General features: G+C 61.4%; 15 protein-coding genes. 4 read left to right on the top strand and 11 right to left on the bottom strand.

The genetic code is table 11. The annotated features are described in order from the left end of the window. Positions 1-208: 208 nt before the first annotated feature. Positions 209-589: a VOC family protein gene (locus tag ACWNRM_RS05290; protein ID WP_485169723.1), complete on the top strand. Its 381-nt coding sequence runs from the start codon at positions 209-211 to the stop codon at positions 587-589. Here the strand turns inward: ACWNRM_RS05290 and ACWNRM_RS05285 are convergent. The 4 genes from ACWNRM_RS05285 to ACWNRM_RS05270 form a co-directional block, all read right to left on the bottom strand. After that, positions 574-3,669, bottom strand: a complete 3,096-nt coding sequence (locus ACWNRM_RS05285) for an efflux RND transporter permease subunit (protein ID WP_485169724.1) — start codon at positions 3,667-3,669, stop codon at positions 574-576. The two genes, ACWNRM_RS05290 and ACWNRM_RS05285, sit on opposite strands and share 16 nt — an antisense overlap. Positions 3,670-3,676: 7 nt before the next feature. Beyond that, on the bottom strand, positions 3,677-4,870 hold the full coding sequence (locus ACWNRM_RS05280; RefSeq protein WP_485169725.1) for an efflux RND transporter periplasmic adaptor subunit: 1,194 nt from the start codon (positions 4,868-4,870) through the stop codon (positions 3,677-3,679). Between the two features lie 13 nt (positions 4,871-4,883). Continuing rightward, positions 4,884-5,150: a metal-sensing transcriptional repressor gene (locus tag ACWNRM_RS05275; RefSeq protein WP_485169726.1), complete on the bottom strand. Its 267-nt coding sequence runs from the start codon at positions 5,148-5,150 to the stop codon at positions 4,884-4,886. A 149-nt stretch (positions 5,151-5,299) separates the two neighbouring features. Next, a complete protein-coding gene (locus ACWNRM_RS05270) occupies positions 5,300-6,013 on the bottom strand; it encodes a pirin family protein (protein WP_485169727.1) in 714 nt (237 codons plus the stop codon). An 88-nt stretch (positions 6,014-6,101) separates the two neighbouring features. Between ACWNRM_RS05270 and ACWNRM_RS05265 the strand changes: the two genes are divergently transcribed. Continuing rightward, positions 6,102-7,013: a LysR family transcriptional regulator gene (locus tag ACWNRM_RS05265; protein WP_485169728.1), complete on the top strand. Its 912-nt coding sequence runs from the start codon at positions 6,102-6,104 to the stop codon at positions 7,011-7,013. 94 nt (positions 7,014-7,107) lie between these two features. After that, complete coding sequence (locus tag ACWNRM_RS05260) at positions 7,108-7,491, top strand: helix-turn-helix domain-containing protein (protein ID WP_485169729.1); 384 nt, start codon at positions 7,108-7,110, stop codon at positions 7,489-7,491. A 132-nt stretch (positions 7,492-7,623) separates the two neighbouring features. Here the strand turns inward: ACWNRM_RS05260 and cobM are convergent, their stop codons facing one another. From cobM to cbiE, 3 genes are read right to left on the bottom strand one after another with little or no spacing between them, the layout of a single operon-like run. After that, positions 7,624-8,424 carry a precorrin-4 C(11)-methyltransferase gene (gene cobM / locus ACWNRM_RS05255; protein WP_485169730.1) on the bottom strand — a complete coding sequence of 267 codons (801 nt, stop codon included), beginning with the start codon at positions 8,422-8,424 and terminating at the stop codon, positions 7,624-7,626. After that, a complete protein-coding gene (locus tag ACWNRM_RS05250) occupies positions 8,421-8,804 on the bottom strand; it encodes a cobalamin biosynthesis protein (protein ID WP_485169731.1) in 384 nt (127 codons plus the stop codon). Before ACWNRM_RS05250 ends, cobM begins: the two co-directional genes overlap by 4 nt. Beyond that, entirely contained in the window at positions 8,801-10,036 is a 1,236-nt protein-coding gene (gene cbiE, locus ACWNRM_RS05245; RefSeq protein ID WP_485169732.1) for a precorrin-6y C5,15-methyltransferase (decarboxylating) subunit CbiE, read from the bottom strand. Before cbiE ends, ACWNRM_RS05250 begins: the two co-directional genes overlap by 4 nt. Before the next feature lie 3 nt (positions 10,037-10,039). On the opposite strand from cbiE, the gene ACWNRM_RS05240 reads away from it, so the two are divergent. Continuing rightward, on the top strand, positions 10,040-10,837 hold the full coding sequence (locus tag ACWNRM_RS05240) for a cobalt-precorrin-6A reductase (RefSeq protein ID WP_485169733.1): 798 nt from the start codon (positions 10,040-10,042) through the stop codon (positions 10,835-10,837). Here ACWNRM_RS05240 and cobJ read toward each other — a convergent pair. From cobJ to ACWNRM_RS05220, 4 genes are read right to left on the bottom strand one after another with little or no spacing between them, the layout of a single operon-like run. Further along, positions 10,813-11,574, bottom strand: a complete 762-nt coding sequence (gene cobJ / locus ACWNRM_RS05235; protein WP_485169734.1) for a precorrin-3B C(17)-methyltransferase — start codon at positions 11,572-11,574, stop codon at positions 10,813-10,815. The two genes, ACWNRM_RS05240 and cobJ, sit on opposite strands and share 25 nt — an antisense overlap. After that, entirely contained in the window at positions 11,571-12,293 is a 723-nt protein-coding gene (locus tag ACWNRM_RS05230; protein WP_485169735.1) for a precorrin-2 C(20)-methyltransferase, read from the bottom strand. Before ACWNRM_RS05230 ends, cobJ begins: the two co-directional genes overlap by 4 nt. Continuing rightward, entirely contained in the window at positions 12,290-12,967 is a 678-nt protein-coding gene (locus ACWNRM_RS05225) for a precorrin-8X methylmutase (protein WP_485169736.1), read from the bottom strand. The genes ACWNRM_RS05230 and ACWNRM_RS05225 overlap by 4 nt, the downstream gene beginning before the upstream one ends. Continuing rightward, positions 12,964-14,067 carry a precorrin-3B synthase gene (locus tag ACWNRM_RS05220; protein WP_485169737.1) on the bottom strand — a complete coding sequence of 368 codons (1,104 nt, stop codon included), beginning with the start codon at positions 14,065-14,067 and terminating at the stop codon, positions 12,964-12,966. Before ACWNRM_RS05220 ends, ACWNRM_RS05225 begins: the two co-directional genes overlap by 4 nt. Positions 14,068-14,090: the final 23 nt, after the last annotated feature.

Here is a 14,090-nt window from a genome sequence, read left to right as displayed (position 1 = left end):
ACGCTTCCGGCCTTTTTGCCGTATAGGATCGTTCCCGCTTCCGCCTTCCTACACTGCGCGCCTGCAAAGCGGGATGGAGGCCGGATTGACAGCCCTGCCCGATCTACCGATCCTCCCTGCCGGCAGAGCCTTCTGCCCCCGGATGGTGGAGGGGACCCGTTACAGGCGCCCTCGGATGCCGGGTTTATCAGCAGGAGAGAGAGAGTTCATGTTCAGTCATATCACGATAGGCAGTGACGACCTCGAAGCCTCGAAAGCGTTTTACGACGCCGCGCTGGGGGCACTTGGTTGTCCGCCGGGTGAGATCATGCCCCCAAACCGCCTGTTCTATACGCATGATGGTGGCAGACTCATGATCACCACGCCGCTCAATGGCGAACCCGCAACCGGCGCCAATGGCGGAACGATCGGTTTCAAGGCGGACTCACCCGAAGCTGTCGATGCGTGGCACAAGGCCGGTGTCGCGCATGGCGGTACCGCCATCGAAAATCCCCCTGGCCCGCGTGAATCTGCAATAGGTACGCTCTATCTCGCCTATCTGCGCGATCCCTACGGCAACAAGCTCTGCGCCCTTCACCGCATGGGCTGATCGGCCTCCTGCGCCGGACGCGACGCATCCTTCCGGCTGAAGAACCGCGCATAGAGCAGCGGCAGCACAAGAAGGGTCAGGAGGGTTGATGTGATCAGCCCTCCAATCACGACACTTGCCAGAGGGCGTTCGACTTCGGCCCCGGCACTGCCGGAAAACGCCATGGGGAAAAAGCCGAGACTGGCCACCGAAGCCGTGGCCAGAACCGGGCGAAAGCGGGCCTTTGCCGCGGCAAAGGCCGCCTCGGCAGCGCCCATCCCCGTCAGGCGGTAATCACGTATCTGGCTGACCAGCACGACACCATTGAGAATGGCCACCCCGAACAGCGCGATGAACCCAATTCCGGCGGCAATGCTGAATGGTAGCCCCCTGATGGCGAGGGCAAAAATACCCCCTGTGGCGGCAATCGGCAGGTTGATGAAAACCAGCAGCGCCGCCCGGGGTGAGCCCAGAGCCAGCACCAGAAAAACGAAGATCAGAACCAGAGCCACGGGCACAACCTGCGCGAGGCGCGTCATGGCCGAGTCCAGATTGCGGAACTGACCCGCCCATTCGAGCCTGTAGCCCGGAGGCAGATGCAGCGATGCCCCGACCTTCGCTTGCGCAGCAAGAACGAATGATTTGACATCGCGCCCGCGCACATTGGCCTGCACGATCACCCGACGGCGCAGACTGTCCCGGTCGATACGCGCCGTCGTTTCATCAATGGTGATATGCGCAACATCCTTGAGCAGCACCCAGCCGCGCCCATCCTCGCGCCTGATCTGCAATCCGCCAATACGAGCTGCACTGGCCACTGCACCGCCAGCAAAGCGGATCTGTGTGGGTATGAGGGCATTATCGATAATCACCGGCCGCCCGATATGGCCACCTATCGCCTCGATAGTGGAGAGAATTTCCGGCACGGCAACACCCAGTCGCGCAGATGCATCGCGATTGATATCGATATGAAGATACGCCACCGTCCCCTCACCCTGCTGGGCGACATCGGCAGCCCCCGGCACCGAGGCGATCACGCTCACAAGATGCGTGGCCAGCTTGTCGAGCATCGACAGATCATCGCCATAGACCGAGATGGCCAGTTGCGTGCGCACACCCGATAACAGGTCGTCCATGCGCATCTCGATCGGCTGGGTGAAGGAGTAGGCCGCATCGGGAAGGTCATGACTGAGCTTGGCGCTCATGGCACTCACAAGCTTCGATTGCGTCATGCCTGCACGCCACTGATCACGTGGCCTGAGGAAAACAAAGCTGTCCGTCTCGTTCGTCCCCATCGGATCGGTCGGGATGGCGGCGGTACCGGTATTGCTCACCACGGTCTCAACCTCAGGGAAACTGCGTAACAGGCGCTCTTCCTGCGTTACCGATGCCAGAACAGTGGGCAGAGAGGCGCTTGGCAGGCGCATGGCATTGACCACCAGCGCCCCCTCCTCAAGCTGGGGCACGAATTCGCCGCCCAGCCGAGAGGCGAGCACGAGCGCGAGCAGGAAGATACAGGCTGTTCCCATGAAAACGCTGCGCGTATGTGCAGCGCACCAATCCAGAGCCGGCTCATAACGGCGCCGGAGAGACTGGACGATAAGCGTTTCGCGGTCCTGCGGCGCATGACGCATCAAAAGCGCAGAGAGGACCGGCACGACAGCAAAGCAGTAAATGAGCGAGGTCACCAGCCCCATGATGATGGTCTGCGCCATGGGTCTGAACATACGGCCCTCCACCCCCTGCAGGGTCAGGATGGGCAGATAGACCATGATAATCACGAAAATGGCGAAGCTGACCGGTCGCAACACGGTGCGCACGGTGTGAATGGCCAGTGAATCGAGGCTCTCACCCGGTCTGTTGCGGGCGCGCTCGACCATGAGATGCTCGACCACCACCAGCGAGCCATCCACGATCATACCGAAATCGATCGCGCCGAGGCTGAGCAGATTGGCTGAAATGCCAAAAACACGCATTCCGACAAAAGCCATGACGAGCGAGACAGGGATGACAGAAACAATCACCAGCGCGGCACGCCAGTTCCCCAGCACGATAAGCAGCGTCACAAAAACCAGACATGCCCCGAGAACGAGATTTTCCTTGATGGTGCGTATGGTTTCGTCGGTCAGGGTCGAGCGCCGGTAAAATGGCTTGAGCGTCACGCCCGGGGGCAGCGTCTGCTGAATGGCTGGCAACACAGCATCAATCGCATCGAGCGTCGCATTGGAACTGGCGCCCTTCTGCATGAGAACGACACCGTTGACGATTTCACCCCTGCCATCGCGCGTGACAGCGCCGAGGCGCAGGCGCGCCTCAAGCGAAACGCGGCCCAGATCGCGCAGGCGAATGGCCAGCCCGTTGGCCCCCATCGCCACAGGGATGGCCCCGAAATCGGCCAGCGACCCGACAAGGGCGCGCCCCACAACCACCTGCTGCTCCGCTCCGCGTGCAATCCACCCCCCACCCGATGAGGCATTATTGCTCTCTATCGCGGCATAGATCCTGCCAAGCGCGATGTCATGGGCACGCAGGCGGGCCGGATCGAGGGTCAGCGTATAGGTTTCCTCGGCCCCGCCATTGACATTCACATCGGCCACGCCCGGCACGAGCCTTAACTGCGGCGCCACGGACCAGGTCATGAGCCTGTTGAGGTCAAGCGGCGAATAACGTCCGTCGCCATCGATCTGCATCTGCATGATCTCGCCCATGCCGGTGGCAAGCGGCCCCATCGCAACACTCACCGGCACGGCAATGGCCTCACGGGCCTTTTGCAGGCGCTCATTGACGCGGGTCCGGTCGAGATCGAGGTTGGAAGTATCGCTGAACTGCAGATAGACGACCGAAAGCCCCGTACGCGAAACGGAGCGCAGATCGATCAGATCCGGCAGTCCCGTCAGGCTCGCTTCGAGCGGAAAGGTGATCTGCTTTTCCACTTCTTCCGTCGCAAGGCCCGGCGATGTGACCGAAACAAGCACCTGCTGGGGCGAGATATCAGGGACGGGCTCGACCGGCAGGCCCGGCACCACCACCAGCCCGGCCAGGACCAGCATCGCGCAAAGCGCGAGTACAGCAAGCTTGCTGCGCTGCAGGAATTCCCACATGACGCGCTCAGTCCGCTGTCATGGAAGAGAGCAGCGCCATTGATTTGAGCGTGAAGCTGCCTTCGCCCACCAGCCTGTCGCCATCGTGCAAGGCCCCGCTCACAATGGCCTGCTCGTCATCACGCGCCTTGACCTCCACGGAAACGGGCATGAAATGCGTGGCATCCTGCTGGACGAACACCACATCCTCACCATCAATCTGCTGAAGCGCTGCCACCGGCACACGCAGGCCCTGCGTCCCCTCGCCGGTCTGGAAAGCCGCATCGAGCATCATGCCCGGGCGCAGTGAAGAAGGTGGATGATCGAGGGTGCAGACCACGCGCACAAGCCCTGTGGCAGGGTCGGCGAGCCCCGCCACGGTGGTGATCCGCGCCTCGATTACCCGTCCCTTTTCCTGACTGGCCGGGCGAAACCGCGCCTTGCCTCCGGGTGCCAACCCGGCAGCATCTTCCGGCGAGAGATCGGCGCTCAGCCAGAGGCGGGAGAGATCGACCACGGTCACAAGATTGTCGCCAGCATTGATATCGGCTGCGACAGAGGTGCGCACAGCCTGCACGACGCCATCGACCGGGCTGATCAGATCCGATGCCTCGTCCTGCACGATCCGCTCGGTGACAGAGGTGAATTCCTCCGTCTGCCGGTGTTCGAGCGTTGCGAGGTCTGCCTCTCGGGCCTTCACCAGTCCACGCTGCTGCTCAAGCACCATCCGGCGTCGTTCAAGCTCCCCGCGTGAGACCGCACTCCCGACAAGCGCCGCACCGCGACGATAGAGCATCGTCGCCTCCGCCTCACCGGCCCGCGCCGAAGACAGAGCGGCATCGACCTGTTCGCGCTGAAGCTGAAGCTCATGCAGGGAGTGATCGGTGTAGGAAATCAACGCCTCACCGCGTTTGACAGGCTGACCGGGCGTCACATGCACTGCCATGACCTTGCCTGCACCGGCTGCATGGATATCAATAACTCGGCTCGTATCGGCATCGACCCTTGCCATCGCCTGCACTGAGGGGAACACCTCGCCCTGTGACAGCGAGACGATCACGACATGCTCGTTGCGCTGCGCCTCCTCAGGCAGCGTGAAGACATGACGCCAGGCCTCCGCTGCCTGCGCCGTGCCAGCGAGACACGATGAAGCCGCGAGACCCGTCAGAACGACAGAGACCGCCAAAATCCTGCCGCGTATCGAGGCGAGACATCTGAGCATGCGACGCCCCCTGTCAGAGATATTTAACGAGACGGGCAAATTCGCGCATGGCATCGTCACGCCCGGTTCCGCCATCTTCCATCGCCTCAATCACGCAATGCTCGACATGGTCCTGAATCAGGGCGCGCTTGGCATTGCGCAGGGTGTTTTCAACAGCCTGAATCTGCTGGGCCAGATCGGCGCAGCTTCGATCGGCCTCGATCATGTCGAGGATCGTTGCCAGATGGCCGTGGGCCTGCTTGAGACGAAGGGCAATTTTTTGGTGATTCGGCGGGCTCATAAAACCCCTATACCCTAGGGGGGGAGGGTGTAGGGAAGAACGTTCAGACATCAAGCGTCACAATCAGCGCCGGAGAAGAGGGGTGCCTCCATCGAGACTGGCATGATGGGTGCATTGCCTGCCCAAGCCCCCCCACCATGCCCTGGTAATCAGTCGCGTGTTTCGACAATCACGATTTCCGAAACGCTGGCTGCTTCGATTGTCACGAGAGCCTCGTCACGCAGCGCAGCCCCATCGCGTGGAGCGAGTTTCACGCGCGATCCGGGAGTGACGAGCGTGACATCGCCAGAAGCCAGAACGGCATAGCCCGACCAACCGGGCTCAAGCTGCCACTCAAGCGCGCTACCCTTCTCGATCGTCGCCGCCCGGACCCGTGCCGTGGCATTGATCCGCAGCGCATCGTCGTCACCTTCAACACCAGAGGCCAGCGTCACCAGCCGATTGGCCCGCGCCTCGACCGGAAAAGGCCGTGTGCCCCACGAGGGCGCGTGACCACGCCGGTCGGGCTGGATCCAGATCTGAAAGAGTGTGGTGGTAACGGCCTCAAGATTGGCTTCGCTATGAATGATCCCTGTCCCGGCTGACATGACCTGTACCTGCCCTGCCTCGGTCCGCCCCTCATTACCCAGCGAGTCACGATGCGAGATCGCTCCCTGACGGACATAGGTGATGATCTCCATGTCCCGATGAGGATGAGACGGGAAACCGCTATCCGGTGCAATCTCGTCATCATTCCATACGCGCAGCGCACCCCAGCCCATGCGGGCAGGATCGTGATAACCGGCGAAGGAAAAATGGTGTGCAGCTTTCAGCCAGCCATGATCCGCGTGGCCGATCGAGGCAAATGGACGGTAGTCGATCATGGGGTGATCCTCCTGAGTGATGATCGACCATAGGCAATCGGGCGCACGTCAATATATAGAAATAATGGCAACAGATCGGTTCCATTTCATGACACAGCGCTTGCCTGACTTCGAGGCTCTGGCCATCTTTGCCCGTGTGGTCGAGCTTGGCTCCTTCAGTGCTGCGGCGCAGGCTCTTGGCCTGTCGCGCCCCACCATTTCCAAGGCCATTGCGCGTCTGGAACACCGCACGGGCACCTATGTGCTGAACCGGACCTCACGCCAACTCGCCCTGACCGAAACCGGACAGCGGGTACTGGCCCATGCCAACCGCATCTTGGGCGAAGGCGAGGCTGCCGAGGCCGAACTACGCCAGGCCGTTCATCGCCCGCATGGACTGTTGCGCCTCACTGCTCCAATCTCGTTTGGCCTCAATCATGTTGCGCCCCTGCTTCCGGATTTTCTGGCGCGGTATCCGGAAATACGCCTTGCCATGACCTACACGGATGCCCAGCTCGACCTGATTGCTGAAGGGTTCGATATCGCCATACGCATTGCAGCCCATGAACCGTCATCCTTGCGCGCCCTGCGGCTCTGCCGCATCCCGCTGCTTCTGGTCGCGGCACCCGGTTATGTGGCGCAGCATGGCGCGCCATCCCATCCCAAAGACCTCAGGCAGCATGATGGATTGATCTATGAGGGCACACACTCGGCATCTGTGCTCCGCATGAGCCGGGGCGCTGAGAGCCTTCAGGTTGAACCGCCCGTGAACCGCTGCCGATCCAATAATGCCGAAGCGTTTTTACCTACCCTGCGGGCGGGACTCGGTATTGGAGCCTTTCCAGAATTCATGATTGCCCGAGATATCGAGTGCGGCACCCTGATACAGCTTTTGCCAGAATGGTCGCTCCCTGAAACCGAACTTTGTCTGCTCACACCCCCTGGTCGCTCTCATCCAGCCAGGGTCTCGGCGTTTCTTGATCATATCGGCGCTGCGTTAAAAATTTCCCCGTGGCGTTAATTCCTGACATTTAACGCCCTCTAGGGTAATAACTTATTAACCTTTATGTTATGCTGGAATAGGGCACGTTCTGAAAGAATAGAATCGAAAAAAGATGACCAGTGAGAGACAAAACAAGATTTCACCAAGCTTTGCCCTGACGAGAAGAATTGCAATGCTCAGGAAGAGCCAGGGCATGAGTCAGCAACAACTTGCTGATACACTGGGCGTATCACGCTCGGCCGTTGCTTTCTGGGAAACGGGCCGTGTGGGAAGTTTGCGAAAGTATATTCCGAAGCTCGCCGACCTCTTCGGGGTCTCGACCGAAGCATTCCTGACCGGCATGATCGAGGAGGATATTCCTGCCGTTCTGACACCCGATGAAGACGATCTTCTGCGGCTTTACCGATTGCTCAATCCCGAGATGAAACTCACGGCTCAAAAGTGGCTGGAGAGACAGGTGCATAAGCAAAACGCACCGACGCCGGCTATCCTTTGAAACAGATATGACCGAGCTTGCTGTACAACCTTACTGCCCGGTCGTCTTTTGGGCAGGCGCGGTATCCTGGTTACGAAATATGCAAAGGGTCGGGAAAAAACACTCGATTTTTCCCGACCACCGGGCGAGTTTTCAGACTACCAGGCGAGGATGTGCTTCGTGCGGGTTATTGTTTTTATCGCGCCCGCGAAAGCGCCGCTGATATCCGGCGTCATAGAGAGCACTCTCCTGAAATACGCCCGGGTTCAGCGCCTTTCCAACCAGAACGAGCGCTGTTCGTGTCTCTGGCGCCGCTGCCATGATTGAAACGATCGTCTCCAGACTGCCCTGCACACAGTGTTCATCTGGCCAGCTTGCTCGGGCAACCACGGCCACGGGGCAGGTTGCGCCATAGAAAGGCAGCAGGCGGTTCACGATCTCTTCCAGTCGATGCACCGCAAGATGAATTGCCAATGTCGCGCCAGTTGCTGCGAAGGCTTCGAGTGCCTCGGCTTCAGGCATGGCAGAAGCCCGTCCTGACAAACGGGTCAGGATGAGACTTTGGGCAACGCCTGGGACGGTCAATTCACGCCCAAGTATGGAGGACGCCGCAGCGAAGGCAGGTACGCCTGGCGTGAGCGTATAGGCAATACCTCGACGCTCAAGCCGCGCAATCTGTTCGGCCACGGCGCTATAGAGCGAGAGATCGCCCGAATGAAGCCTCGCGACATCTTCTCCCGCTTGATGAGCCTGCACGAACAGTTCTTCAATCTCATCAAGACAAAGCGGCGCCGTGTCGACCTTGCGGGTGCAGGGGCCGCAAAAGGCGAGGATCTCGGGTGGAATAATTGACCCGGCATAAAGGCAGACAGGCACACGTTCCAGAATGGTACGGCCACGCAGCGTCATCAGGTCGGCTGCACCGGGCCCTGCTCCGATGAAATGTACCGTCACTGGCTGGCAGACCCGGCTTTGATCGTGGCAAAGGCACACGTCACACCATCTCCCGCCAGCCTTGCACCAAGCAACTGGCTGTGCGGCCCAAGAACGGCCAAAGCGCATCCCTCGGCGATCGAGCCAAATCCCATCGTCATACGCGCGCGCTCCGAGTGGGTGAGGCACCGTGGTTGTGCCGATGCAAGCGCCAGGAGATCAACTACCGTAACGGGCAATTTGAAGAGTTGCGCCACAGCCTGCACAGCCGCATGACGCTGCCTGAAAGCAGGCACGGCGAAGCCGTGCGGCAACCCCCAGCGCTCGATGGCCAGCCTCACCACATCAATCATGGCCTCGGGGGATGCCTCGAGCCTGCAACCCAATCCTCCCATGATCATGGTTTGACAGCCTTGTACTGTGTGACCGTCATGGCCGGCCTGAATCCATGCATGGTCCCTATTGGTCCTAGACGCTCCATGTTGATGCGCGATAGCGCACCGCCCCATGCTTGAAAAGCCTCGAAAAGCCGTTGCTCGCCCCCAAGCGTGACAGCATTGGCCACCAGCCTGCCGCCCGAACGAAGCGCAGACCACGCATTGTCCAGCAATCCGGGCGTGCTGATACCGCCGCCGACAAACACAGCATCGGGCGGCGGCATATCAGACAGGGGCGCAGACAGGTCACGCTGTTCCACGTGAAGCTGGTCAACACCCAAAGCTTCCGCATTGCGAGCGATACGCGCACAACGCTCTGCGCTACGTTCAACGGCAAAGCACTGGTTCGAGGGGTGGCGCAGCATCCACTCGATACCGATCGACCCCGATCCTGCCCCGAGATCCCATAACACCTGCCCCGGATGGGGGGCGAGGGCGCTAAGGGTAATCGCGCGTATCTCCTGTTTGGTAATCTGACCGTCATGCTCGAAAAAATGGTCAGGCAGACCGCAGGCCAGAGGCAGCAATGACGCGCCCATGCCGGCCGCAATCTCCACCGCCATCATGTTGAGCCGCGCCACATCGCCGGGTGCACCTTCCCGGGCCCGGAACACCCGCTGTCGTTCTTCGGGTCCATCGAGTGCTTCGAGCAGATGGATCACGCTCTCACCGCATCCCTTCTCGTCCAGCCACGCGGCCAGAGAGGCGGGCGTGGTCTCATCTGCCGAAAGGATGACAAGCCTTGCACCCGGCTGCACATGGGGCAGAAGGCGGCTCATGGGCCGGCCGCAGAGCGAGACAAGGCCGACATCCTGTGCGGACCATCCTGTTCTGGCACAGGCCAGGGTCAGGCAGGAGCGTGAGGGTATGACCTGAAGCCCATCATAGCCAAAATGCGCCGCAATCTGCTTGCCAATCCCGAAGAAGAACGGATCACCCGAGGCCAGAACGACGACATCGCGTCCTTCATGACGGGCCAGGGCCTGCATGGCCTGCGAGTAGGGCGACGGCCAGGTCTCGCGCAGCGCCTGCCCCCTTCCCTCCACAAGCCTCAGATGTCGCTTTCCGCCGACCAGAACATCGGCCTCGAGAATTGCCCGTTGCGCCTTGCGTGAAAGCGCCTCAAACCCGTCCTCTCCCAGGCCGATGATCGTCAGCCAGTGTTTGGCGCCGGAACAGGGAGAGAGTGAGGGCAAGGAATGCATATCCTGATATTGGGGGGCACCACCGAGGCGCGCCAACTCTGTCACGCGCTGGAGTCCCGGGGGAGTGATGATATCACGTTTTCTCTGGCGGGTGTCACAGCGTCGGCATTGCCTGTTCCGTCCCGTATGCGCATGGGGGGGTTTGGCGGCATCGCCGGGCTGAGCGCCTGGCTGACCCGCCATGAGGCTGACGTAGTGATCGATGCCACCCATCCGTTCGCTGCGCGCATAAGCCATCATGCCGTTGCGGCGACAATGGCCTGTTCGCGCCCATTGCTGCGCCTCACGCGCCCGGCATGGCAAGCCGGAGAAGGGGCGATATGGCGCCATGCGCCATGGATCAGCGCCGTGCCCGCCATGCTGGGAACGACGCCGCGCCGGGTTTTCCTGACGACAGGACGCAAGGATCTCGAACCATTCAGGCATACGCCGCATCATTACCTTCTGCGCAGTATCGATCCGCCCGGCGATGCGCTGCCAGACGGCGCGACCCTCCTGCTCGCACGCGGCCCCTTCCGGCTTGACGACGAACTCATTCTGTTTCGCAAGCATCGCATCGATTGTCTCGTGACAAAAAATGCCGGTGCAGCGGCCACAGCGCCCAAACTGGAGGCGGCCCGGCAACTTGGTATTGAGGTCATCATGGTCGATCGCCCGCCTCTTCCGCCTGCCGAGGAAGTCGATACGGTCGAGGCCGCCATGACATGGCTGGAACGGATCAGGCTTCGCGGCTCAGAAGGCGGCGTAACCTGCGGCGATCCCCGGCTTCAGGGTACGCGACGCAACGTGTAGAGCCAGGGGGCTTCGCCGGGGCGTTCGACCAGATGAGTGAAGGCGCAGCCAATCAGCACCAGCGTGCTCATATCCGCATCCTCACCTCTGGCCTGAGCCAGGGACACATGCAGGACATGCTCTCCAGGGCGGCCTATGGCGCGGGCAAATACGACATGGGTCTCCCCTGGCAGCACCCGACGCAACACCTCTAAACCCTGATCGAGCTGGCCGGGGCGCGCCAAAGAACGGGGATTATAGAGCGCAATCACAAATCCGGCTTCGGCCGCGGCCTTCAAACGGCGCGCCACGATGTCCCAGGGCTTGAGATTATCCGACAGCGATATCACACAGAAATCGCCGCCGAGCGGCGCCCCAAGCCTCGCCGCCGCGGCGAGCACGGCACTGATGCCGGGTATGACGCGTATATCGATAGCACGCCACGCAGGTGGCCCGCCTGCCACGGCCTCGAACACGGCGCTCGCCATGCCGAAAACGCCCGCGTCCCCGCCCGAGACGACCACAGGCACTCGCCCGCTCATCGCCAGATCGAGCGCATGGCGGGCGCGATCGAGTTCCTCACGATTATCCGTCACATGGGGCGTTGCGTGCTCCCCAGCGCCCAGTGCAAAGGCGCGAGTGACATAAAGCCCGTAACCCAGCACATCGGTTGCCGCAGCCAACGCCTCACGCGCCTCAGCCGTGATCTGACCCGCTGCACCGGGCCCAAGACCGACCACATAGAGAACAGGCTTCATCGGGCACGCTTTCGCCCCGGCACGAGGACCATGGAGAAGTAAGGAGCCTTTTCCGGCGCCTGATCAAGCGGCAGGCAGATCTGCCCGGCTTGTGTGCCGCGTTCGACATAGACCGCCTTCTCGTGGCGCCCGCTTTGCTGCAAGGCTGCACGCACTTTCGCGAAATTGCGCCCGATCTTCATGATCACATGCGCATCACCCCGTGCGAGCCAGGCAGAAAGACTGGCTTCATCGAGCGTTGCAGGCAATACACTGAGAATATCATCACCATGCACCATCGGCAGATGGGCGGCTGACCAGCAACCGCTCATCCCGGTAATACCCGGCACGATCTCGCAGCGAAAATGCGGGCTGAGGCGGTCAAACAGATACATGGCCGAGCCGTACAGAAACGGGTCGCCTTCGCACAAAAGCGCAATCCGGCGCCCTTTCGCCAGCTCTTCTGACAGCCTCTGGGCGCAACGGTCGTAAAATGCGGCCATATCGACCAGATAACGCGGGTCCTCCACCGGCACAGCCGTGGTGAATGGATAGTCGAAACGCAGTTCTTCTGCACCTGAGGGCACATGATCACCGGCGATGACACGCGCATGGCCCGGTTTGCCGCAAGCAGCGAACCACGCCACGACATCGGCGGCCTGCAGGTAACGCACCGCCTTGAGGGTCAGCAGTTCCGGGTCGCCCGGCCCCATGCCGAGAATCTGGCAGAGACCGGTCATTCGCTCTCGCTGGCCAACGCGTTGACACAGGCAGCCGCCATGGCGCTTCCCCCCTGCCTGCCCCGTACGATCGCCCAGGGGATTTCATTGAAGGATGCCAGTGCCTCTTTGGACTCCGCGGCGCCAATGAAGCCGACCGGCATGCCGATAATGGCTGCGGGACGCTTGCCGCCTTGCCGGATGAGTTCCAGCAGGCGAAACAGGGCTGTCGGTGCATTGCCGATCGCCACGACCGCGCCCTCCAGGTCGCTCCCCCAAAGATCGACCGCCGCGGCCGATCGCGTGTTGCCAATAAATCTGGCCAGCTCCGGTGTACGCATGTCACGCAAGGTACAGATGACCTGGTTATGGGCTGGCAACCGCGCACGCGTCACACCATGAGCCACCATCTCAGAGTCACACAGGACAGGCCTTCCAGCCAGCAGCGCGGTACGCGCCGCGGCGACAAAGCCGGCAGCGAAAGCGAGATTACGGGTGATATCGACCATGCCACAGGCATGAATAACCCTGACGGCAACGCGTGCCTCGTCATGACCGTAAGCCGAGAGATCGGCCTCAGCCCTGATTGTCGCAAAGGACCGGGCATAGATCTCAGCGCCGTCGCGGATATAGTCGTAACTCTCTTCGGTCATGCGCTCCCCCCGGTCATGGGCCGTCTCGTTTCTTCCTGTCATGCCCGACGCAAACGCCTTCGCACGTCCTCGATGTCAAGACCAGACTCGGCAGGTCGATCAGAGACACTCCCCTGCCAGACGAGATCATATCCTTTTGGCCCCGCCACCAGTGTCACATCATGACTACCGCGCGAAGCACATCCCTTGGCGCAGCCCGAGACATGGAGCCGTCTGCCGTGCAGTTCGGTCACCAGCGACAACGCGTCGCGTTGTGTTGGCGCATGGGCCTGTGCGCAGCGCCCTGCGCCCGGACAGGCCACGAGGTCCGCTCGCCTGTCCTGAGGGTCGGTTATCAGGTCATGGGCTGCAACCGGGCGATCGAGCACCAGCCCGCGCCAGGGTGTCAGCCGTATCGCCGCGCCGGCAGAAGCAATGGAGGCAAGAGTCTGGGCACTGATTTCACCCAGCACCGCCACAGCACCAAAACACCCGGGCAGGAAAGGACCGAGCAAAGACGGTATCGCCCCCCTAAATGGTGCCGCCCGATGCAATGCCCGATCTGCAACGGCCCGACGCGCAGAACGCTGGAGCGCCGCCAGCACTTCGGCGACCAGCTCCGCCCTGTCCGGTTGATGGCGAAGGGCACCCTCATACAAAGCCCACTCCCCCGCCTCGTGGCGCAGGGCCAGATCACCCCGCAGCGCCCCTGAGGGGACCAACCCACCACCATCGACAGCAAAACTGAATTTCTCCGGCGGACGCCATAAGGGCGGCAAATCCTGCATCGCCTGCGTGATTTCATGCGCGAGAGCCAAGGTGTCGTCAGCGCAATCGGGATCGAGACCAGCCAGAGGCGATGCAAACAGGATGCGGCGCCTTGCTTCCTGCTGTGGCGCCTCAAGGCCCAGACCGCGCGCCACAGCATGCGACGTGAAATCGAGCGCGGCCTGATGATCGAGCCCCCGAATCTGGAGGTTGCCGCGCAGGGTGAGCGTGATGCGCGCATTGCCATGACGCGCGGCATAATCCGCCAGAAAACCCGATTGCCCGGGGTTCAGTCCTGTGGGGTCCGGGGTGACACGCACCAGCCAGCCATCATGCGTTTGCATTGGGGCATGAAGGGCTGGACACCAGCCTTTGCGAATGGGGGCGGAACTCATGACCCGGTGATACCTCTCCTGAC

The sequence above is a fragment of the Asaia sp. A2 genome, assembly GCF_057319415.1.
The sequence above is the reverse complement of the archived record's forward strand: the minus strand, read 5'-3'. Positions and strand labels throughout refer to the sequence as shown.